The following is a 20,395-nucleotide window of genomic DNA, read 5'->3' as shown; positions in this document are numbered from 1 at the left end:
GATTCTGTCTTTCGACGCGGCCGGACCACGAGCCGGCGGGTGGATGTTCCAGGGAGCTACGATCGGGGGGACGCAGCTGCAGGCGCCGTCGGACCCGGTCGTGCGTTCATCAGTGCCGCGTGACGATGCTCGCTGGGAGCCATCCCGTAGCGTGCCTTGAAGCGGCGGGCGACGTGGGCTTGGTTGGCGAAGCCGCAGCCATAGGCCAGGGCGCCGATGGACAGGTGCGTGCAACCCGGATCGGCTAGGCGGGTGGCGGCCGCCTCCAGGCGTTTTTGCCAGATCCAATCCGAGATGTGCTGGCCGCGCTCGTGGAACAGCTCCTGCAGCCGCCGCAGCGAGACGCCGACGGCTGCCGCAAGCATGGGCGGATCGAGGGTCGGGTCGCCGAGGTTGGCCTCGATGAACGCCTTGGCGCGCTGGATCACGAGCGTCCCGTGCAGCGGTCGCGGCACCTCCTGTGCGAGGCGCTCGGCGAGGCAGGCGACGATGAGATCGATCCCGACCCCGACCATGCGCTCGGCGCTGTGAGCCGGCAGCCGATCGCCCTGATGCAGCAGGTTGGTCAGGAACGAGCGGGCCAGGGTCGTGACCGGCCGGTCGCCGTCGACGGTCAGGCCGGCGAAGATCCGGGCTGGGCCGAGCACGCTCTCCAATCTCTGCCGGGGGATCGCGATGGCCAACACTTCGCTGTGGCCGCTATGCTCGATCGTCCAGGGCGTGTTCGTATCACGGACCGCGAAGTCGCCGGCCCTGTCCGTGCTCGAGCGATCGTTCTGATCCGAGCGCACGGTACCGGACAGGACCATGCTGACGAAGAGATGATCGGTCCGATGATTCTCGTGCCGGAGCGTTCGCGGTGTCGTCGATGCTCTGAGATTGCGCAACGAAAACATGCTGAAGTCCAAGCCGCCGAAACTTGCCCCGTCGATCGTCGCGTCGAACGTCTCGTCACCGAGGCATGATTGTTCCATCGGGACGATACGGTCTTCGCAGACATCCCGCCAATGGCGAAACCGATCTTTCGGCGGCAGCCCGTCTGTCGAGAAGATGGTCTGCATCGCGCTGAACTCTATGCGGATCGGGAGTCGTCGTGCCGCATCGGAACGAGCGCGCTCGGCGCGCGGTCAGAACTCGATCGCGTCGCTGGGGTGCGCGACGCGCTCCTTCAGGGCGTCCGACATCGGGAAGGTCAGGTTCTCGCCGCGGGGTGGGATCGGGCTCTCGAACCACTTGGCGTAGAGCGTGGCGAAGGCTCCCGAAGCCATCATGCCCTTCAGGACGCCGTCCGCGAGCGCCTTGAACTCAGGATCCTCCCTGCGCAGCATCAGGCCGTAGGCCACCAGGTCGTAGGTCTCCGGGAGGAAGGTGAGGGCGGCCGGATCGGGCGCGCGGGACTTCAGGCTGGCGAGCAGGATGTCGTCCTCCATGAAGGCGGCGGCCCGCCCGCTTTGGAGCACCAGCATCGACTCGCCGTGATCCTTGGCCTGGATGACGGTGAAGGTGCCGCCCTTGGCCTTGATGCCGAACGCGAAGCCCACCGCGTTCGACCCCTGCGTGACCACCACGGTCTTGCCGTCGAGGCCCTTCACGTCGTGGATGCCCGACGAGACCTTGGTCAGCCACCGGGCCGAGGACACGAAGGTCGCGACCGTGAAGGCGACCTGCTTGAGCCGGGCGGCGCTGCTGGACGTGCCGCCGCATTCGATGTCGATGGTCCCGTTCTGCATGAGCGGGATGCGGTTGGCGGAATCCACCGGCTGGAGCTTGACCGCGAGGTTGTCGAGCTTGAGATCGGTCTTGATCTCGTCCACGACCTGCGCGCACAGATCCATCGAGAAGCCGACCGGCTTCTGATCGACGTCGAGGTACGAGAACGGGATCGAGGCCTCGCGATAGCCGAGCGTTATGGTCCCCGTGCGCTTGATCTTGTCCAGCGTCGGGCTCTCGGCCGACGCGGCCGTCGCGGCAAGACCGAGCGCGAGCGCGCCTGATAGTCGAACGAACGCTCCGTGCAGGGACATCGGTTTTCTCCTCTCGACGGTTGCGGGTCTTGCGAGGCCTAGCGGCGCGGGCGCCGTCAGCGATACGGGGAGGGGTTCGGGGGCCTATCCGAGCGTGGACAGCACGGCCGTACGGGCCTGCATCGACGGCGCGTTGCGGGCGCGGATGGCCTCGATCAGCCGGTCGATATCCTCAGCGGTGTTGAACATGCCGAGGGAGACGCGGATGCCGTCGCGCTCGGGCGAGACGCGGATGCCGCTCAGGGTGAGGTAGTCCAGCCACTCGCCCGCAGGCAGGGCGATGACGTAGATGTGCGGGGCCCGGTGCCGCCGCTCGCGCGGACCGACCAAGTCGACGCCGAGCTGGTCGAGCTGCTCGATCAGGTAGTCGCCCAGCTCGTAGCAGTGAGCCTGGATCTTCTCGACGCCGATGGAGCCGATGAGGTCGAGGGCCGCCCCGAGCCCCTGGATCGCCGGCAGATTGAAGTTGCCGAGCTCGAACCGGCCGGCCGAGGGAGCCAGCGCCATGTTGTCCGGGCGGGCGATGAAGTCCGAAGGCGGCGCGGCCAGGCTGATCGCCGCCATGTAGGCCGGCTCCAGCTCGGTCAGGCGCGTGTCCCACCACAGCAGGCCGAGCCCCTGGGGCGTGAGCAGACCCTTGTGCGTGCCCGAGCCGACGAAGGTGGCGTGGAGCGCCTTCACGTCGAGCGGGACGACGCCGATGCCCTGCATCACGTCGACCACGAAGTAGAGCCCCTTCTCCTTGCACAGCCGGCCGACGCTCTCGACGTCGAAGCGATGGCCGGCGTGGAAGGTCACCTGCGACATCGAGATGACGCGGGTCTTGTCGTCGATGTGCGGCCGGAAGCTCTCGGCATCGACGACCTCGGTCATCGGGATGAACGCGACCTCGACGCCCTTCTTCTTCAGGTTGAGGAACGCGTAGGCGTTGTTGGGGTGGTCGCCATCGATCATCAAGACCTTGTCGCCCGGGCGCAGCGGCAGCGCGTTGGCGGCGATGTTCATGCTCTCGGACGTGTTCTTGGTGAAGGCGACCTCCTCGGGCCGCGCCCCAATGAAGTGCGCGAGCTTGGTGCGCGTCTCCTCCAGCCGGTTGAGCCAGACCTGCTTGGGACCAGCGGTCTCATAGCCCTCGCGCAGGAAGCGCTCGTAGGCTTCCTTCACAGGGCGCGCGAGCGGCGTCTGGAAGCCCGCGTCGAGGTAGACGATCGACTCGGCGGCCGGAAACGCCTTCCGCACTGCGGCGACGTCGTAATGCTGGGACATATCTACACTCCTGCATGAGGTCGATGAAGGTCGGCTGGCGGCGTCGGAGGCGGCCTGGTCCAACCCGCGGGCTTTCATCGGCGCGGGCCCGAGGTTAGAACTGGGATGATCCAGGCGCGCGAACGGCTGATCGTTCTCGCTTCGGTCCCCGGGTCGAATCGACGGATGCGCGCCCAAGCGGTCGATGACAGCGTCCGCGGTCAAAGAATGACGTGGGATGACAACTGGCCAGATCCCGCAACGAGATCAGCCTCCATGTCCGCAATCCCTAATCTCACCTCCCGGGATCTGAAAAGTCTTTCTTTCGACTATCTTTGTCGATGTATCGATTTATGAGACTCTGATCGGAATTCGAGACATGTGATCGTGCAAGCGGTTCCTGTAACGGGACCGGCCCGAAGTTTTCGCGGTGCCGCAGACAAGTGGTTGCCGGTTGTGCACCTGCGAATTAATTCACCCCGCGCTGTCTACCGGCTAAGCAGATGGCTCGATCGGGAACCCGGTGCCACGAGCAGGTCGTCTCAAAATCCGGACAGACTTTTCCGTTACCATTCAATAGCTTGATCAAGCTGTGGTGCGAAAGGCTGTCCGACGGGATCACTGGGCGTGAGACAAAAAATATCATTTTTTGAGACCGGATTGACGGCACAATAGCTCGTTCGTCATAACTGTTCCGAAGCCCGGCCTCGTTCCTCCGCAGTACATCGTGGCGTGTTTCGGCCGCGGGCCCCTGGTGTTATTTTCGGCATGGGATCGAACACTAGTCCAAAAATTAACGACGAGTTGGCATCTCGACGATTACTGTATAACTTCGGAGATGCGAATGTACGCCCGTATCCATCTCGTCACGCTGTCGCTCGCGATGGCACTTGGTCTTCTCACGACGTCCGCATCTGCGGAAAGCCCGACCCTTGCCAAGATCAAGCGGACCGGAACGGTGACGCTGGGCTATCGCGAGTCTTCGATCCCGTTCTCGTATCTGGGCGCGGATCAGAAGCCGATCGGGTTCTCGCTCGACCTGTGTTCGCAAGTCGTCGACAAGATCAAGGAGGACATCAAGCTCGATAAGCTCGCCGTCACCCTGCAGTCGGTGAATTCCTCCAACCGCATCCCGCTCATCCAGAACGGCACCGTCGACATCGAATGCGGCGGCACTTCCAGCAGCGCGGCACGGCTCAAGCAGGTCGCGTTCACGGTCGCAACCTTCGTCAGTTCGGCGCGCTGGATGACGAAGGCGTCGTCCGGCATCCAGGACGTGAAGGCGCTCGACGGCAAGACCGTCGTAGTCACGCAGGGCTCGAACGCCGTCGGCTTCGCGCAGGGGATCAAGGCCAAGGGCGCGACCTTCGCGATCGTCCAGGCCAAGGACCACGCGGAATCGATGCTGATGCTCCAGAGCGGACGCGCGGCAGCATTCATGGAGGACGACATCCTGCTCGCCAGCCTGCGGGCCCGCGCCCCGGACCCGGCGGCCTTCGCGTTCCTGCCCGAGACCTACGAGAAGGTCCCCTACGGCCTGATGCTTCCGAAGGACGATCCGGAGTTCAAGGTCCTCGCGGACGGCGTGCTCAAGGGCCTGATGGCCTCTGGTGCCTTCACCAAGCTCTACGCGAAATGGTTCGAGAGCCCGATCCCCCCGAACGGCGAGAACCTCAGCTTCCCGATGAGCGACGCCTTGAAGGAGCGTGTCGCCCATCCGAGCGACGCCCTCGACTTCTGATCGTCCTCGCCCGCCGCGCACCGTCACGAAGGCGACGCCGATGTTCTCCGTGCTCTTCGAGGAGGCCCCCGACGGCCAGCGTTACATCGACTGGCTGATCTCGGGCCTCCAATGGACCGTAGCGCTCGCCTTCTTCGGGTGGTGCATCGCCTTCGTGATCGGGGTCGCGGTCGGCGCGGGCCGCACCTCGCCGAGCCGGGCCATCGCGATTCCGTGCCGGTTCTACACGGAGTTCTTCCGCAACATCCCGGTGCTGATCCAGATGTTCCTCTGGTACTTCGTGGTGCCGGAATTCCTACCCTTCGGCCTCGGCGATGCCATCAAGCAGATGCCGCCGCCCTGGGGAGCCTTCTGGCCGGCCCTGATCTGCCTCAGCCTCTACACCTCGGCCCGCGTCTCGGAGCAGGTCCGGGCCGGGATCGAGGCGCTGCCCAAGGGACAGCGCGAGGCCGCCAACGCGCTCTCGCTCTCGACGTGGAAGACCTACCGCTACGTGCTGATCCCGCAGGCGCTCCGGCTGATCGTGCCGAGCCTGACCTCGGAGGTCATGGGCATCTACAAGAACACCTCGGTGGCGCTGACCATCGGCCTGATCGAACTCACGGCTCAGGCACGGCAGATCAGCGAGGCGACGTTCCAGACCTTCGGGGCCTTCGCCAGCGCGACCCTGATCTACCTCGCCCTCGCCCTGGTCACGTTCCTGATCATGACCGCCGTCGAACACGCGGTCCGCATCCCCGGCCAGGAACCGGCGACCGGCCGGAAGCGGCCGCGCAAGCTCGCTCTGGCCCAGGAGCCGAAGCCGTGAACAGTCTCGACTTCTCCATCGTCGGGCAGTCGCTGCCCTACCTGCTGCACGGGCTCGCCTTCTCGCTCCAGCTCACGGTCTTCGCCTTCCTCACCGGCCTGGGGCTCGGCATCGTACTGGCGCTCGTGCGGCACCTGAAGGTGCCGGTGCTGGCGCAGCTCGTGGTCGGCTACATCACGCTGATCCGCTCGATCCCGCTCATCCTCGTCCTGTTCTGGTTCTTCTTCCTGGTGCCGATCCTGCTGACGCCGTTCTCGGTGGACGGGCGGCCGATCCCGGTCGGCGCGGGCCCGACGGCCTTCGTCACCTTCAGCCTGTTCGAGGCGGCCTACTACGCCGAAATCATCCGCACGGGCCTGCGGTCGCTCAGCAAGGGCCAGTTCGAGGCGGCGGCGGCCCTCTCGCTCTCGACCTTCAAGACCTACCGCTACGTGATCATCCCACAGGTGATCCGCGTGGTGAGCCCGATCCTGCTCACGCAGACCATCATCCTCTTCCAGGATACCTCCCTGGTCTACGTCCTGTCGGTGGTCGATCTCACGGGAGCCGCGGTCAAGATCGCCCAGCTGAACGGAAGGCTCGTCGAGATGTATCTCGTCGTCGCCCTCGTCTACCTCGCGATCTGCTCCACCGCCTCGCAGGCCGTGGCCATACTCAGGGAGCGCCAGATGCGCACCCTGCGGACGCGATAGGGAGACCGCCCATGCCCCCGGTGCGACGCCCCGGCGTGACCGTCTCTCCCGACGTTCCCGCCCCCATCGGACGGATGCTCGCGATCGTCGAGCTGGTCGCCGTGACCGGGACGATCTCGGTGGCGCAGGTCGTGGAGACGCTCGGCATCCCGCGGCCGACGGCCCACCGGATGGTCGCGATGCTGGAGGCCGTCGGCTACCTCCAGAAGCTGCCGGGGCGCACGGGCTACGGCCCGGCCCCGAAGCTGGTCTCGCTCGCCTCCGACATCATGGCGTCGACGGTCGTCTACTCGGCCCTCAACACCACGCTCACCGAACTCGCCGCGCGCATCGGCGAGACGTGCAGCCTGGCGATGCTGTCGGGCGGCGACGTCGAATATATCGCCAGCGCGTTCGGCGGCTCGCCGCTGACGCTGCAATTCCAGGCCGGGCAGAAGACGCCGATCCACTGTACGTCGAGCGGCCGGATCTTCCTCGCCAACCTGTCCGACGAACGGCTGGAGACCTTCCTGGCTTCCGGCCCCTGGCAGCCGGTCACGCCTCAGACCCTCACCGACCCGCGCAGGTTGCGCGAGGAGCTGAAGGTCATCCGTGAGCAGGGCTACGCCCTCAACGATTCCGAGTTCATCGTCGGCGTGGTCGGGGCGGCGGTGCCCGTCCGCAACACGGAGGACCGCGTCCTTGCGGCCCTGACCGTCTCGGCCCCGAAGAGCCGCGTGCCGCTGGACAAGCTGAAGACCTTCATTCCCGCGATGAAGAGCGCGGCCGCGCGCATCGCCCGATCCCTGTGAGGAGACCGACCATGGCCGCGACCCAATCGACCGCGGGGACGTCCGCCGGCGCCGAGGCGGTGACGATGATCGACGTGAACAAATGGTACGGGTCGTATCAGGCGCTCACCGACGTCCGGCTCAACGTCGCCCCCGGGGAGAAGATCGTCGTCTGCGGTCCGTCCGGTTCGGGCAAGTCGACCCTCATCCGGTGCATCAACCGCATCGAGAAGCATGATGGCGGCCGGATCATCGTCAACGGGACCGAGCTGACCGCCGAGACCCGCAACATCGACCACGTCCGCCGCGACGTCGGCATGGTGTTTCAGAGCTTCAACCTGTTCCCGCATCTCAGCGTGCTCGACAATTGCACGCTGGCCCCGATCAAGTCCCTCGGCATGGGCGCGCGGGAGGCGCAGGAGCTGGCGATGCACTTCCTCCAGAAGGTGCGCATCGCCGATCAGGCGAAGAAGTACCCCGGGATGCTCTCGGGCGGCCAGCAACAGCGCGTCGCGATCGCGCGGGCGCTGTGCATGAAGCCGAAGGTGATGCTGTTCGACGAGCCCACCTCCGCGCTCGATCCGGAGATGGTCAACGAGGTGCTCGACACCATGGTGGCGCTGGCGCTCGAGGGCATGACCATGATCTGCGTCACGCACGAGATGGGCTTCGCCCGAAAGGTCGCCGACCGGGTCGTGTTCATGGACCGGGGGCAGATCGTCGAGGTGGCCTCCCCCGAAGCGTTCTTCCAGTCGCCCAAGACCGAGCGCGCCCGCGAGTTCCTTGCGCAGATCATTCACTGACCCGGGCGGGACCACCCGTGAAGACGCACGCCGCGTCCCCGACGGATCGAGCCAAGCACCGCCGCGGGCGGCGAGCCCCCATCGGCACCAGCGAACGGATGGACAGCGTGAGCACCGAGACAGCGCAGGCCAACCTCCCGCCAATGACCCCCGTGGAGGATTCGACGACGGCCGAAGACCTGGCGCTCGCCACGGTTCGCACGGTCCCGATGGACGGCGTGCGAACCCGCCGGGAGCACGACCTTCTCGGCGACGACGAGGTGCCGGCCGACGCCCTCTGGGGCATCCACACCAAGCGGGCGGTGACGAACTTCCCGATCACCGGCGTCCCGGTCGGCCATTTCCCCGAATTCGTCCGCAGCCTCGCCCTGGTCAAGCAGGCCGCCGCCCGGGCCAACAGGCGCCTCGGCTATCTCGATCCCGCCAAGGCCGACGCCATCGATCGCGCCTGCACCCTCGTGGCGACCGAGCCTGGCTATGCCGAATCGTTCGTTGTCGACGCCATCCAAGGCGGTGCCGGCACCTCGACCAACATGAACGCCAACGAGGTCATCGCGAACGTCGCGCTGGGCCTGATGGGGCGGAAGCCGGGATCCTACGAGGTCCTGCACCCCAACGACGACGTCAACATGGCGCAGTCGACCAACGACGCCTACCCGACGGCGCTGCGGCTCGCGGTGATCCTCGCGACGCAGCCGCTGATCCGGGCGCTCGACGACCTCGCCTACGCCTTCAAAGGCAAGGCGGTGGAGTTCGCCGACGTGCTCAAGATGGGCCGGACGCAGCTCATGGATGCCGTGCCGATGACGCTCGGCCAGGAGTTCGACGGCTTCCACGCAACCATCAAGGAAGACGTGGCCCGCCTCGGCGAGGCGGTGGCCCTGTTCCGCGAGGTCAACCTCGGCGCGACCGCGATCGGGACCGGAATCAACGCCGATCCGCGCTACGCGGCGCTCGCCGTGGAGGAGCTGTCGCGCGTCTCCGGGCAACCGATGGTGCTGGCCTCGAACCTCATCGAGGCGACCTCGGACCTCGGCGCCTTCGTGCTGTTCTCTGGCGTGCTCAAGCGCGTAGCGGTGAAGCTCTCCAAGATCTGCAACGATCTCCGCCTGCTCTCGTCGGGGCCCCGCACCGGCTTCGGCGAAATCCGGCTGCCGGCGGTGCAGGCGGGCTCCTCGATCATGCCCGGCAAGGTCAACCCGGTGATTCCGGAGGTAGTCAACCAAGTCGCCTACATGGTGATCGGCCAGGACCTGACCGTGACGCTGTGCGCCGAGGGCGGCCAGCTCCAGCTCAACGCCTTCGAGCCGACCATCGGCTACTGTGTCCTGTCCTCCCTGCGGATGCTGACGGCCGCCATCGACACGCTGACCAAGCGCTGCATCGACGGCATCGAGGCGGACCGGGAGCGCTGCCGCACCCTCGTCCAGGGCTCCATCGGCCTCGTGACGGCGCTCGTGCCGACCCTCGGCTACGAGGCGAGCTCTCGGGTGGCGCAGCGCGCGCTCAAGGAAAACCGCCCGGTGGCCGACCTCGTACTGGAGGAAGGCCTGCTGACGCGGGCGCAGCTCGACCAGCTCCTCGAACTCGAAGCCATGACCCATCCGACCCGGCGGCAGAAGAAGGGCAGCGTGACGTCCTGATGTCCGGATTGCGAGACAACAGATCCTGCTATGCACCCCATGCTTCGACGCGGACGTGCAGCAATGATCGATCGTGTCTCGAAATTTGAAACAACAAGTCGGGCATTCGCTGAAGTGGTGGAGAGGTATTTATTATCGTTTCATCACTATGATCTGCGTGTGAACGACGATCCCGAGCCGCAGCCATGAAACTTCTCGCCCGCCTTTCGATCAATGGCCTCCTGGTGCTGGCCGTCGTGGTCGCCGTCACGGCCCTGAACCTCGCGGCCCTGTCGCGCTTCCGGAGCGACGATGGGGAAGTCACCCGCGCGCTCGCGCTGCTCGGCGCCGCCCAGGATTTCGGCTCGGCCGTGACCGATCAGGCCGCGACCCTCGACGCGTACTCGGTTTCGGCCGACGCCAAGCTGAAGGACCGCTACACCGGCACGGGCGCGGTTCGGGTCGATGCCGCGCTGCACACCCTCGGCGAGCGGAGCGGCGACCTGATCGCGCCGGGCTTCCAGGCCGAGCTGCAGGCGGCGCTGAAGGATTGGCGGAGCGCGGCCGAGGTCGACCTAATGGTGATGACCCGGCAGGAGCCGACCCAGGTGGCCTATGCGCGGCTCTCGGCCGCCTCGGAAAAGCTGTCGGCCCGCGTGATGGATGTCATCCGCGACGCTCAAGCGAGAAAGGCCGACGCGGCGACGTCGATGGATTGGACCGCGTGGATCGGGCTGGCCACCTCTGGCGGTGTGGTGTTCCTCACCTCGCTCTGGCTGCTGGGCACGATCCGCGGCCCACTCGCCGGACTGACGGCCGCCATCGGGCGCCTGGAAGCGGGAGACCTGCAGGCCGCCGTGCCGCACCATACGCGGCGCGATGAGATCGGTGCGATCGCCAGGGCGATCGAGACCTTCCGGCATGCGCTGCTCGACGGGAGCGGGCTGCGGCAGGCCCAAGCCTTCGAGGCGGAGGCGCGCCTGGAGCGATCGCGCCAGCAGCAGGCCCGGATCGAGACGTTCCGCGCGGAGGTCGGCGACCTGCTGGCCCGAGTCGACGGCGCTCTCTCTGCGCTGGACGGGACGGCGCGGACGCTGTCCGACACGGCGGCCGATGCCGGACGACGCTCCAGGGCGGTCTCCGAGGCAGCCGGCCAGACATCCGCCAACGTCGTGGCGGTGGTCGCCGCGACCGAGCAGATGGGCGCCTCCATCGGGGAGATCGGGCGTCAGGCCCTGCGGTCGTCCGACCTCGCGCAGGGCGCCGTGTCGAACGTCGAGGGGGCCGTGACCCTGATGGCGGAGCTTTCTGCGGCGTCGGACGACATCGGCACCGCCGTCACGCTGATCTCGGCGATTGCCCACCAGACCAATCTGCTGGCGCTCAACGCGACCATTGAGGCCGCCCGCGCCGGCGAGGCAGGCCGCGGGTTCGCCGTGGTCGCGGGCGAGGTCAAGGACCTCGCGGGACAAACCGCCGAGGCGACCCGGAGGATCGCGGATCAGACCGCCCGCATTCAAGCCTCGACCGGCTCGGCTTCGATCGCCATCGCCGACGTGTCGGCCCGGCTGCGGGACATCGACGCCGTGATCGCCTCCATCGCGGCGGCGGTCGAGGAGCAGGGCGCGGCGAATCAGGAGATCGTCCCCAACGTCGGGCAGGTTGCCGAGGGCGCCGAGGGCGTCACCCACAACATCACCGACGTGGCGCGGGCCGCGGAGGCGACGGGCCGCTCGGCCGGCGATCTCCTGGCATCCCGGGACGCGCTGGAGCACCAGTCCCGCGCCCTCGAGGCGGGGGTGGAACGCTTCCTCCAAGACGTCGCGGCAGCTTGAATGTCGATCGGCATCGATTTTCATGCCGGCCCGCTTCGTGAACCGGAAAAAACGAGGCCGGCCCCACCGCCGTTGATATAGCTCCGGAGCCGGGCTGGCCTGTGAGGTAGGCCATCACTGGAACCGGATATGCCGACAGGGTCTCGAGAAACCCGGTGTCGGGCCGCGGAGAGCGGGTGGTCGGAGTTCAGACGGCAACCGTGCTGCCCTACGGATCAGCATGGCGCCGTGTCCGCTCGAACCTGTCGGCACAGGGCTTATCGAAAAGCGCGCACGGTGGCTGAGCGCCCGACTGTTCTGCCAGCATCGGCTGTTCGCCGATATCGCCGAGCGCGTGACGCCGGAAATATTGTGAACGCGGATTGAAGTCGGGATCCGACGTGTAGCTGCTCATGAAAGCGCCACCGGCAGGCATTTCGCTCTCGGACCGGGCTGGCGTGACGAAGCCGGGCAAGGCAACGAAAATCAGGACTTGTCGGATCCTCCATGGAGGCGCTCATGGTGACGCCGTTGCCGAGGTTGGCCGTGTAGGCCAGCACGTTCGTGCTGAACGTGTCCGAACCGGCTGTGCCGCCGATCAGTTCGAAGTCGTGCGCGTAGAAATCGAAGAACGATGAGGCCCGATTCGGGGGCCCCAACGGGCGCGCCTTGGTGAGCCGCACTGGACCGATACGGGCTTGATCGATCCGACACGCCGCGAGCGCCTGACGGAACGGCACGGAGCGGGCATTTCAGCGGTGGTTTGGCAGGGCCAGACGGCTTCTCCCCGGTGATAACCGGGATGAGATCGCTCCGCTCCTGCCACGGCCTCGGCCCCATCCAAAGGGCGGGCGTCGACCGATCGAGAACCGGGCCGCATTCGGCACACCGCCGGGCTTCTGCTCAAACAGATCGAGAACGGTCGCCGACAACTTCAGGGGTCGATGGCAATTTACGGCGTGCTCATGAAAGCTGCCTGGCGATACTCGCTGGGAGCCATGCTGTGGTACTCCTTGAACCGCCGCGAGAAGTGCGATTGGTTCGCGAAGCCGCAACTATAGGCCAGGGCGCCAATGGACAGATGCGCGCAGCCCGGATCGGCTAGGCGTTTGGCGGCCGTTTCGATGCGGCGCTGCCAGATACAATCCGAGATGTGTTGGCCGCGCTCGTGGAACAGTTCCTGCAACCGGCGCAACGACACGCCGATCGCCGCTGCGATCAGGGGCGGATCGAGGCTCGGATCGCTGAGATTGGCCTCGATGAACGCCCGAGCGCGCTGGACCACGACGGTGCCGTACATCGGTCGCGGCATTTCCTGCGCGAGGCGGTCGGCGAGGCAGGCGACGATGAGATCGATCCCAACTCCGACCATCCGCTCAGCCTTGTGAGCCGACAGCCGATCGCTCTCGCGCAGCAAGTTTGAAAGGAACGAGCGGACCAGGATCGTGACCGGCTGGCGGCCGTCGACAGTCAGGCCGGCGAAAATCCGGGCTGGGCCGAGTGCGGCCTCCAATCGCTGCCGTGGGATCGCGATGGCCAGCACTTCGCTGTGCCCGCTATGCTCGATCGTCCAAGGCGTATTCGTGTCACGGACCGCGAAGTCGCCAGCCCTGTCGGTGCTCGATCGATCATTCTGATCCGAGCGCACAGTTCCGGACAGGACCATGCTGACGAACAGATGATCGGTCCGATGATTTTCGTGCCGGAGCGTTCGCGGCGTCGTCGATGCCTTGAGGTTTCGCAACGAGAACTTGCTGAAATCCAACCCGCCGACACTTGTCCCGTCGATCTGCGCCTCGAAGGACTCGTCACCGAGGCACGATTGTTCCATCGGAACGATACGGTCTTCGCAGACATCTTTCCAACGGCGAAACCGGTCTTTGGGGCGCATCCCGTCTGTCGAGAATATGGTCTGCATTGCGGTTGCCCTATGCACATCGGGCACATTCGTCCTTCCCCGGAACGAATGCGGCGGCGACCGATCAGAAAGCGATTACGTCGCTCAGGTACCCGTGACGGCGCTCGACGCGACACGATCCAACGTCGCGTCGAGGATGAATGACCGGCGGCGCCGCTTTACTGGAGGTAGGATGTCGGATCCGGGTTGTCGGTCGGCTCGGCGTAGGCGCGCTTCAGTTCCGGCGACATCGGGACGTTGTAGGTGATCCCACGCGGAGGCGTCGGCGACAGGAACCACTTGTCGTAGAGGACCGTGATTTCAGGACTGTGGTAGAGATCGGCGGTGGCCCGATCGACCAGCGCCTTGAAGGCCGGATCGCCCTTGCGCAGCATGATCCCGTAGGGCTCCGGTTCGGAAAACGCCTCGGTGCTGATCTGATAGAGCCCCGGATCCTTCGACTGCGCGATCGCGATGCTGAGCTGGACGTCGTCGAGCACGAACGCCGCCGCACGACCGTTCTCCAGGAGCAGGAACCCTTCGGCGACGTCCTTGGCCGACTGGATGTTGAGGCCGAGCTTGCGTTCGGTGTTGGCCTTGTTGAGCATGATCAAGTTGGTCGACCCCGCCACCGCGGAGACCGTCTTGCCCTTCAGGTCGGCGATCGTCTCGATCTTCTGAGCCTTCTTCGAGGCGAAGCGGGCGGCCGACAGGAAGTGCGTGTTGGTGAAGGCCACCTGCTTCAGGCGCTCGACGTTGTTGGTCGTCGCGCTGCATTCCAGATCGATCGTCCCGTTGGTCATCAGCGGGATCCGGGTCGCCGAGATCACCGGCGCCATTTCGACTTTGAGCTGCGGCAGCTTGAGTTCACGCTTCACCGCGTCCGCGATCGTCAGGCAGATATCGACGGCGAAACCGACATAGTTCTGTCTGTCGTCGATGTAGCTGAACGGCGTCGCCGCATCCCGGACACCGAGGACGATCCGGTTGTTGTCCTTGACCTTCTTCAGGGTGCCGTTGAGTTCGTCGGCCGCCGCCGGTGCGACCAGCAGACTGAGTGCAAGCGTGGTCTTGAGCAGGCGCACGGTAACCTCCCTCTAATCTATTGATACATGCGAAGCGTAACGGTGGTGTCGAGCCAGATGCCGTCAGTCGAGCGTTGCGACCACACGGGCGATCGCCGCGCAGCCCGCTTCGATGGTGTCGAGTGAGGCGGCGAACGACACGCGAAGATAGGGACTGAGCCCGTAGGACGTGCCGTCCATCACCGAAACGTTGCCCGCGCTCAGCAGAAACTGCGAAACGTCGAGATCGCTCCCGATCGAGATCCCGTCCGGGGTGCGCCGACCGATCAGGCCGGCCACGTTTGGGTAGGCGTAGAAGGCCCCGGCCGGGCGCCGGCACGCGATGCCCGGGATGGCGTCGAGCAGCGCGACGGTCCGGTCGCGGCGGATCTCGTAGGCCGTCCGGGCTTCCACTACGAAGGCCTGGTCCCCCGACAGCGCCGAAGCTGCCGCCGCCTGGCCGATCGAGGACGGACAGGTGGTGCTCTGCGACAGGAGTCCGGTCATCGTCCGAACGAGCAGGCGCGGACCCGCGGCGTAACCGATCCGCCAGCCGGTCATCGCGTAGGCCTTGGAAACCCCGTTGATGGTCAGCGTCCGGTCCAGCAGGGCCGGGACGGCGCGTCCGAACGACAACGGGCTCATGCCATCGTAGACGAAATGCTCGTAGATCTCGTCGGTCATCACGAGCACGCGCGGATGGCGCGCAAGAACGGCGCCCAGCGCGACCAGCTCCGCGGCGGTATAGACCGCTCCGGACGGGTTGTTGGGCGAATTGAGCACCACCCACTTGGTCCGCGGTGTGATCGCCGCCTCGAGTTGAGCGGGGCTGAGCTTGAACCCGGCCTCTTCGGGGCAGGACACCACCACCGGTACGCCGTCGTGGAGGGTCGCCAGATCCGGGTAGGACACCCAGTACGGAGCCGGCACGATCACCTCGTCGCCCGGGTCCAGCGTCGCTGCGAAGGCGGTCTGGATAAGCTGCTTGGCACCGCAACCGACCACGATGTCGTCCGGGCTGTAGCTCAGGCCGTTCTCACGGATAAGCTTGTCGGCCACGGCCTGCCGCAGGCTCAGGGTGCCGTTTGAGGCGGTGTAGTGCGTCTCCCCGGCACGCATGGCGGCCTGGGCCGCCTCCATGATGGATCCGGGGGTGACGAAATCGGGCTCGCCGACCGTGAGGTCGATGATCTGGCGTCCCTCGGCACGAAGCTGTGTGACCAGGGCCTTGGCGGCGATGCTCGGCGAGGGCCGGATGCTCGCTGGCCGACGGGCGATGAGGGTGGTGCTCATGATGGAACTCGTTCCCCGCGGTACGCTCAGATTGAGATGCCGAAGCTCTCGAGGGTGCCGTGAAGCCACGCTTGGCGGGCGGCCCCGGAGGCGATCTCCGCCATGATCGTTTGCTCATGGCGAAGCTTCGACCGCGCGCCCGTGATGACGGCGGGGAGCTGGTCCGGGGCGAAGGCAATCAGGCCGTCCTCGTCGCCGACGATGACGTCGCCGGGGGCGATCGGTTGACCGCCCACGCTGACCGGGACGTTGAGCAGGGCCGGTCCGGACTTGTAGGGTCCGCGGTGGACGACGCCGCGCGCATAGCAGGGGAAATCACCGGCCGCGAAGGTTGCCACGTCGCGGATGGCGCCATCGACGATGAAGCCGGCGCAGCCCCGGGAGACCGCGTAGGCACGCATCAGGTCGCCGCACAGAGCGTTGTTGAGGTCGCCGCCGCCATCGACCACGAGGACGTGCCCCGGCTGCATCAGCGCGAGCGCGTGATAGAAACCCAGATTGTCACCCGGACGGGACTGCACGGTGAACGCGGTGCCGACGAGTTTTCCGGTACCGTTGTAGCGGTTCAAGCCGACCAAACCTGCTAGGCGGTGCAAGTTGTCGCTGAGCAGGGGCGTGGCTAGATCCTGCAGCGCATCACGATCGGCGGATGCGAGGACGGCGGGTAGCGCGTCCGAATGCTTGAGATGAGAGGGCATCTGGTGATCTCCGTGCCGCAACCATCCCATGTAGCCAACCCGCCGAAAAGCGATTAATAATCGCCCACTATCAATCGAAAAAGCGATCGATCGCGTGGCCACCCTCAAACAGTTCGAAGCCTTGCGCTTGATCGCTCTGCTCGGAAGTTTCGAGCGGGCCGCGGATCGGCTGAACACCACGCAATCGTCGGTGTCGAAGCGCATTCACGAACTGGAAGCATCCCTCGGCACACCACTCTTCGACCGCAGCCAGCGGGGCGCCCGGCTGACGGAGAAAGGCAAGAGTATCCTGGCGATCGGCGAGGAGATGCTGGCCTTGCGCGATCGCGCCGTCGCGGTCGCCACGAGCCGCACGACCCTGATCCGTCATCTGCGCTTCGGGGTCACCGAGCTGACCGCGCTCACGTGGCTGCCGCAGCTCGTGGCCGAACTGCGGGCAACGTATCCGAACATCGTGCTCGAACCGGAAGTCGAGCAGAGCACGACGTTGTTCGACAATCTCAAGAGCGGGGCGCTCGATTTCATCGTGACGCCCGACGTGTTCCGCCAGCCGGGCTTCCGAAGCGTCGCACTCGCCAGTGTCCGGAGCGCCTGGATGTGCAGTCCTGTCCTGTTGCGGGATCGGGGCGTCGTGGAACTGGCCGAGCTGGCGCAGTTCAGCATCCTGACCCAAGGTAACCGCTCCGGATCAGGCGTCGTCTTCGATCAATGGCTACACGCCTGCGGCGTTTCCCTGCCGCACATGATCCAGAGCAACAGCTTTGTCGCCATCGTGGGGCTGACGCTTGCAGAAGTCGGCATCAGCTACCTGCCCGAGCGGTGCTTCGATGGGTTGATCGAGCGCGAAAGATTGCGGGTGGTCGAGACCAACCCGCCCCTACCCCCGATCACCTATGTCGTGACTTTTCGTGAAACCGAATCCTTCAACACGACCGAGTCGATTGCGCGGATCGCCCAATCGACGTGCAATTTTACAAGGCCCATCCAATGGGCCTGATATTCCCCTCAATCCGTCCTGATCATCGGAAGTCTGCCTGCTGAAGCAGGGTTGCACGCATTGAGCTGACGGAATGAGCGAAAAGCCCCTGATCGTCGCGATCTGGGCGACATCAGTCCCCTTGGGAGTGGTCCGCCCTGATGTCTGGATTTTGAGCCGACAGAGGGCGGTAGCGATGGCCCAACGACCCAAGCCCGAGGCGTTCGTGAGCAAGCTGAGTCAGGTCGGCGTGCCAGGGGCCGGACTTGATCAGCACCAGAGGGCGACCGATGACCTCCGGACTTGGTCGCGACCAGCAACCGCTCCGGTTCGCCCCATCGAATCACAGCTGCCGCGCTACAAGAACGCGGTGAATCCTCGTCGCCGGCGATGGGTCGTATCGGTCGGATCCCGCCTCGGAAACCCGCATCTTGGCTCAGCGTCTGGCGAGGGCATGGCATGACGCCAGTATTCCCGCTGCACCTCCAGCACGATGCGGATCCTCTCCTCGGCTGAAACCTGCCGCTGCGCGGGGCGGCGGATGTCGTTAAATCACGGCGTCTGCCAGCTTTCGCGCCGGCCCGGATATCTGTTTCATCGTCACCCCTGGGAGCTACGATGGACCAATCATCCTGCGTCCGCGCATACCCTCGCTGTGTCTCGGAAGGGCTGACGGTGGGCACTCGGCGGTTTGGGCATTCGCCGCGCTCCGAAGCCCTCACGCTTGGAAGCGATGAACCGCCCGCCGATACCTCACGCGAACGCGTCTCCGACCAACCGATGCACGAACCGGAACGCGTCAGATGCGCCGTCGATGGCCCGCTGCTCGCCGCTGGCAGAGAGCTCGATCAGGTCGAGGGCGCCCGCAAATTGCCGCCAATGCAGGCCCCGTCCATCCGGGTGTCCAGCGAGGTGGCGGGCGCCATGGGCCTCCGACAGGCCGAGCGCCCGGGCTTCCTTGAGCAGGATGGCCGCGCCGAGATTTGAACCCTCGGCGACATAGAGCCAGCCGAGGTCGCCCTCCGGATCGATTGTGGCGGGGCTCTCCACCGGCTCCTCCGGGATGATGCCGTTCACGTCCCGAATATCCTGTTCGATCAGGACCAGCCGACGCCTGCCGGCCAGATCCGGGAGCATGCGCCCGAACGCCCCGTCGAGATAAAGGCGATCTACCACCGTGTGGAACCGGTATTGGATTTTGAGAAAGAGTGCATACCGCTCGAGATCGGCGAAAGGCTGGCAGGCCATGATGCGTTTGTCGAGTTGATCGTGCGCCGCCGCCGTGGCGGATCTCAAGCGCTTCACACGGCTGTCCGGCGACGGCGTCTCCGCGCGTGCAATAGCTATCGTTTCCACGTTCGTTCTCCTGTGGGGTGGGGTCAACGTGCGCGTGTCGGGGGTGTCGGCACCCGTTCGGCGAAAGCGCCGCACGCAATTCGGATGTCGCTGCCCATGAAGCCGTCGCGCGGTTCATCGCGCGGGCGAGCCGGGCGCGTTCTTCCGTCTCGCCTGGCCGGGTGGGGAGGCGGACCTGGTGAGGACCGCCGGCGCGGCGCTCCAACGTCGATGGTTCGCACCGATGCGCTGGCGCGCGTTCGAGCCTCGAGGGCCTGCTCGCGGTCGCCATCAGCGGAATGCGAATGGGCTGGCCCGTCATCGATCGGCCGCGCTCAAGGCGACCATCACCGGACCGACGCGTCTGGAGCGATTGGCCCGCGGCCGGTTCAGCGTTGGGCTAGCCCAACGCGTAGCCGACGGAGCGGACGGTCCGCAGAAGCGGATAAGACTGATCCTTGTCGATCTTTTTCCGCAGCTTTGAGATGTGGACATCGATGAGGTTGGTTTGGGGAAAGAATTGCAAGCCCCAGATTTTTTCGATCAGCATGGAACGCGTCACGTTCTGTCCCTTGTTCTGCATCAGCACATGAAGCAACTTGAATTCCTTGTCCGTCAGATCGATGCGGACGCCCCCGCGCCTGATATCGCGGGAGACGGTGTCCATAACCAAATCATCGACGACCAGTCGATTATCATCACGGTCGCCGTAACCCGGACGGCGGGCCAGATTTTCCAATCGGACGAGCAATTCGTGGAAATGGCAGGGCTTGCCGAGATAATTGTCGGCCCCGGCCCGGAGGCCATCCACCCGCGCCTCGGGGCTGTCGAGCGCCGACAGCATCAGGACCGGCGGATGCGGCCGGGCCTTGAGGTCGGCCAATACGTCGAGGGTGCTCGTGCCCGACAGCATGCGGTCCAGCACGACGACGTCGAACGCCTCCTCCTTGAGGCTTCTCAGGGCGCATCCCTTCTCGGCCACGAGACGGCACATGTGCCCGCAGGACCGCAGCTTGGTGCCCAGCCAATGACGCTCCTGCGCGTCATCCTCCACGACGAGAATATGCATTTCCCCGAAACGCCTTGAGCTTCTAAAGGTCTTCCCGTCGATCCCAGCCCCGGATTATCCGGCTTGCCTTCGTCCATCCGCGAATAGACTGCCACCAACCTGTTCGTGTCACGCAATGCCGATGTCATTCTTTGGAGACCGTCCCGGCCCGTAGCTCGCGGCTGATGCGCCGTGCTCCGTCGCGTCTCCGCGCCCCAACGGCGCGAGGGTTGCGTCGCACTGCTCGACCCTGCCGGGCCCTGAAAGGCGCGATCTATCGAGACAATTAGATGTCGCGCCGTGCGTCCGCACGGCGCGGAAATCATGATCCATCGTCACAGATCCGAAGATCGACGCAATATCGCATGTGATTTACAGCAAGACGTCGCGCAACAGTTTTACTGCCCGCCATGGTCAGCACTCTTAGCCACTTGCGCGGTAATTACCCACCCCCTTGCGCGGGTTGGGTTTCGCTGATTCCCTCGTGGGATGGTTCGTACCGATCTTGAGCGGCTGAGCCGCGAGGAGTTGATCGAACTGGTGCTGCGGCTGCAGCGTCCGGATA

At 65.5% G+C, this 20,395-nt stretch carries 18 protein-coding genes; 8 read left to right on the top strand and 10 right to left on the bottom strand.

The window, feature by feature from the left end:
* Positions 1-56: 56 nt before the first annotated feature.
* The 3 genes from FV242_RS22495 to FV242_RS22485 all read right to left on the bottom strand — a co-directional run bounded on the left by FV242_RS22495 (position 57) and on the right by FV242_RS22485 (position 3,290).
* On the bottom strand, positions 57-1,061 hold the full coding sequence (locus FV242_RS22495; RefSeq protein ID WP_147940476.1) for a helix-turn-helix domain-containing protein: 1,005 nt from the start codon (positions 1,059-1,061) through the stop codon (positions 57-59).
* A gap of 66 nt (positions 1,062-1,127) precedes the next feature.
* Complete coding sequence (locus FV242_RS22490) at positions 1,128-2,024, bottom strand: amino acid ABC transporter substrate-binding protein (protein ID WP_147940475.1); 897 nt, start codon at positions 2,022-2,024, stop codon at positions 1,128-1,130.
* 84 nt (positions 2,025-2,108) lie between these two features.
* A complete protein-coding gene (locus FV242_RS22485; protein WP_147940474.1) occupies positions 2,109-3,290 on the bottom strand; it encodes an aminotransferase class V-fold PLP-dependent enzyme in 1,182 nt (393 codons plus the stop codon).
* Positions 3,291-4,113: 823 nt separating this feature from the next.
* Here FV242_RS22485 and FV242_RS22480 point away from each other — a divergent pair.
* The 7 genes from FV242_RS22480 to FV242_RS22450 all read left to right on the top strand — a co-directional run bounded on the left by FV242_RS22480 (position 4,114) and on the right by FV242_RS22450 (position 11,540).
* Complete coding sequence (locus FV242_RS22480; RefSeq protein WP_147940473.1) at positions 4,114-5,010, top strand: amino acid ABC transporter substrate-binding protein; 897 nt, start codon at positions 4,114-4,116, stop codon at positions 5,008-5,010.
* 40 nt (positions 5,011-5,050) lie between these two features.
* Positions 5,051-5,818 carry an amino acid ABC transporter permease gene (locus tag FV242_RS22475; RefSeq protein ID WP_147940472.1) on the top strand — a complete coding sequence of 256 codons (768 nt, stop codon included), beginning with the start codon at positions 5,051-5,053 and terminating at the stop codon, positions 5,816-5,818.
* Positions 5,815-6,510 carry an amino acid ABC transporter permease gene (locus FV242_RS22470; protein ID WP_147940471.1) on the top strand — a complete coding sequence of 232 codons (696 nt, stop codon included), beginning with the start codon at positions 5,815-5,817 and terminating at the stop codon, positions 6,508-6,510. The genes FV242_RS22475 and FV242_RS22470 overlap by 4 nt, the downstream gene beginning before the upstream one ends.
* An 11-nt stretch (positions 6,511-6,521) precedes the next feature.
* The gene (locus FV242_RS22465; RefSeq protein ID WP_147905929.1) at positions 6,522-7,301 is read left to right on the top strand and encodes an IclR family transcriptional regulator; all 780 of its coding nucleotides are present in this window, start codon (positions 6,522-6,524) and stop codon (positions 7,299-7,301) included.
* Positions 7,302-7,312: 11 nt separating this feature from the next.
* Positions 7,313-8,083 (top strand): amino acid ABC transporter ATP-binding protein, encoded by a 771-nt coding sequence (locus tag FV242_RS22460; RefSeq protein WP_147940470.1) that lies wholly within the window; start codon positions 7,313-7,315, stop codon positions 8,081-8,083.
* A gap of 143 nt (positions 8,084-8,226) precedes the next feature.
* On the top strand, positions 8,227-9,726 hold the full coding sequence (locus tag FV242_RS22455) for an aspartate ammonia-lyase (protein WP_147940486.1): 1,500 nt from the start codon (positions 8,227-8,229) through the stop codon (positions 9,724-9,726).
* A 185-nt stretch (positions 9,727-9,911) separates the two neighbouring features.
* Entirely contained in the window at positions 9,912-11,540 is a 1,629-nt protein-coding gene (locus FV242_RS22450) for a methyl-accepting chemotaxis protein (protein ID WP_147940469.1), read from the top strand.
* Positions 11,541-11,748: 208 nt separating this feature from the next.
* Here FV242_RS22450 and FV242_RS22445 read toward each other — a convergent pair whose 3' ends face one another.
* The 5 genes from FV242_RS22445 to FV242_RS22420 all read right to left on the bottom strand — a co-directional run bounded on the left by FV242_RS22445 (position 11,749) and on the right by FV242_RS22420 (position 16,471).
* The gene (locus FV242_RS22445) at positions 11,749-11,934 is read right to left on the bottom strand and encodes a hypothetical protein (RefSeq protein ID WP_246692825.1); all 186 of its coding nucleotides are present in this window, start codon (positions 11,932-11,934) and stop codon (positions 11,749-11,751) included.
* A gap of 537 nt (positions 11,935-12,471) precedes the next feature.
* A complete protein-coding gene (locus tag FV242_RS22435) occupies positions 12,472-13,410 on the bottom strand; it encodes a helix-turn-helix domain-containing protein (protein ID WP_246692821.1) in 939 nt (312 codons plus the stop codon).
* Positions 13,411-13,595: 185 nt separating this feature from the next.
* Positions 13,596-14,501 carry an amino acid ABC transporter substrate-binding protein gene (locus tag FV242_RS22430; protein ID WP_147905932.1) on the bottom strand — a complete coding sequence of 302 codons (906 nt, stop codon included), beginning with the start codon at positions 14,499-14,501 and terminating at the stop codon, positions 13,596-13,598.
* A gap of 63 nt (positions 14,502-14,564) precedes the next feature.
* Positions 14,565-15,773, bottom strand: coding sequence for an aminotransferase class I/II-fold pyridoxal phosphate-dependent enzyme (locus FV242_RS22425; protein WP_147905933.1), 1,209 nt, complete (start codon positions 15,771-15,773; stop codon positions 14,565-14,567).
* A gap of 26 nt (positions 15,774-15,799) precedes the next feature.
* Positions 15,800-16,471, bottom strand: coding sequence for an RraA family protein (locus FV242_RS22420; protein WP_147940467.1), 672 nt, complete (start codon positions 16,469-16,471; stop codon positions 15,800-15,802).
* Positions 16,472-16,565: 94 nt separating this feature from the next.
* Here FV242_RS22420 and FV242_RS22415 point away from each other — a divergent pair, with 94 nt between their 5' ends.
* The gene (locus FV242_RS22415) at positions 16,566-17,468 is read left to right on the top strand and encodes a LysR family transcriptional regulator (RefSeq protein WP_147940466.1); all 903 of its coding nucleotides are present in this window, start codon (positions 16,566-16,568) and stop codon (positions 17,466-17,468) included.
* Between the two features lie 732 nt (positions 17,469-18,200).
* On the opposite strand, the gene FV242_RS22410 is transcribed toward FV242_RS22415, so the two are convergent.
* Positions 18,201-18,878, bottom strand: a complete 678-nt coding sequence (locus FV242_RS22410) for a biliverdin-producing heme oxygenase (RefSeq protein WP_246692820.1) — start codon at positions 18,876-18,878, stop codon at positions 18,201-18,203.
* Between the two features lie 304 nt (positions 18,879-19,182).
* A complete protein-coding gene (locus FV242_RS22405; protein WP_147940465.1) occupies positions 19,183-19,851 on the bottom strand; it encodes a response regulator transcription factor in 669 nt (222 codons plus the stop codon).
* Positions 19,852-20,395 lie beyond the last annotated feature (544 nt).

The sequence above is a fragment of the Methylobacterium sp. WL64 genome (genome assembly GCF_008039945.1).
Lineage (GTDB): Bacteria > Pseudomonadota > Alphaproteobacteria > Rhizobiales > Beijerinckiaceae > Methylobacterium.
This window is presented reverse-complemented; position numbering and strand designations above follow the sequence as displayed.

Excerpts from the sequence above, each read along its gene's own strand:
- FV242_RS22405 (WP_147940465.1), bottom strand. The coding sequence starts at position 19,851 with ATGCATATTCTCGTCGTGGAGGATGACGCGCAGGAGCGTCATTGGCTG.
- FV242_RS22425 (WP_147905933.1), bottom strand. The coding sequence starts at position 15,773 with ATGAGCACCACCCTCATCGCCCGTCGGCCAGCGAGCATCCGGCCCTCG.
- FV242_RS22495 (WP_147940476.1), bottom strand. The coding sequence starts at position 1,061 with ATGCAGACCATCTTCTCGACAGACGGGCTGCCGCCGAAAGATCGGTTT.
- FV242_RS22450 (WP_147940469.1), top strand. The coding sequence starts at position 9,912 with ATGAAACTTCTCGCCCGCCTTTCGATCAATGGCCTCCTGGTGCTGGCC.
- FV242_RS22475 (WP_147940472.1), top strand. The coding sequence starts at position 5,051 with ATGTTCTCCGTGCTCTTCGAGGAGGCCCCCGACGGCCAGCGTTACATC.
- FV242_RS22420 (WP_147940467.1), bottom strand. The coding sequence starts at position 16,471 with ATGCCCTCTCATCTCAAGCATTCGGACGCGCTACCCGCCGTCCTCGCA.
- FV242_RS22490 (WP_147940475.1), bottom strand. The coding sequence starts at position 2,024 with ATGTCCCTGCACGGAGCGTTCGTTCGACTATCAGGCGCGCTCGCGCTC.
- FV242_RS22460 (WP_147940470.1), top strand. The coding sequence starts at position 7,313 with ATGGCCGCGACCCAATCGACCGCGGGGACGTCCGCCGGCGCCGAGGCG.
- FV242_RS22445 (WP_246692825.1), bottom strand. The coding sequence starts at position 11,934 with ATGAGCAGCTACACGTCGGATCCCGACTTCAATCCGCGTTCACAATAT.
- FV242_RS22455 (WP_147940486.1), top strand. The coding sequence starts at position 8,227 with ATGACCCCCGTGGAGGATTCGACGACGGCCGAAGACCTGGCGCTCGCC.
- FV242_RS22435 (WP_246692821.1), bottom strand. The coding sequence starts at position 13,410 with ATGCGCCCCAAAGACCGGTTTCGCCGTTGGAAAGATGTCTGCGAAGAC.
- FV242_RS22465 (WP_147905929.1), top strand. The coding sequence starts at position 6,522 with ATGCCCCCGGTGCGACGCCCCGGCGTGACCGTCTCTCCCGACGTTCCC.
- FV242_RS22480 (WP_147940473.1), top strand. The coding sequence starts at position 4,114 with ATGTACGCCCGTATCCATCTCGTCACGCTGTCGCTCGCGATGGCACTT.
- FV242_RS22485 (WP_147940474.1), bottom strand. The coding sequence starts at position 3,290 with ATGTCCCAGCATTACGACGTCGCCGCAGTGCGGAAGGCGTTTCCGGCC.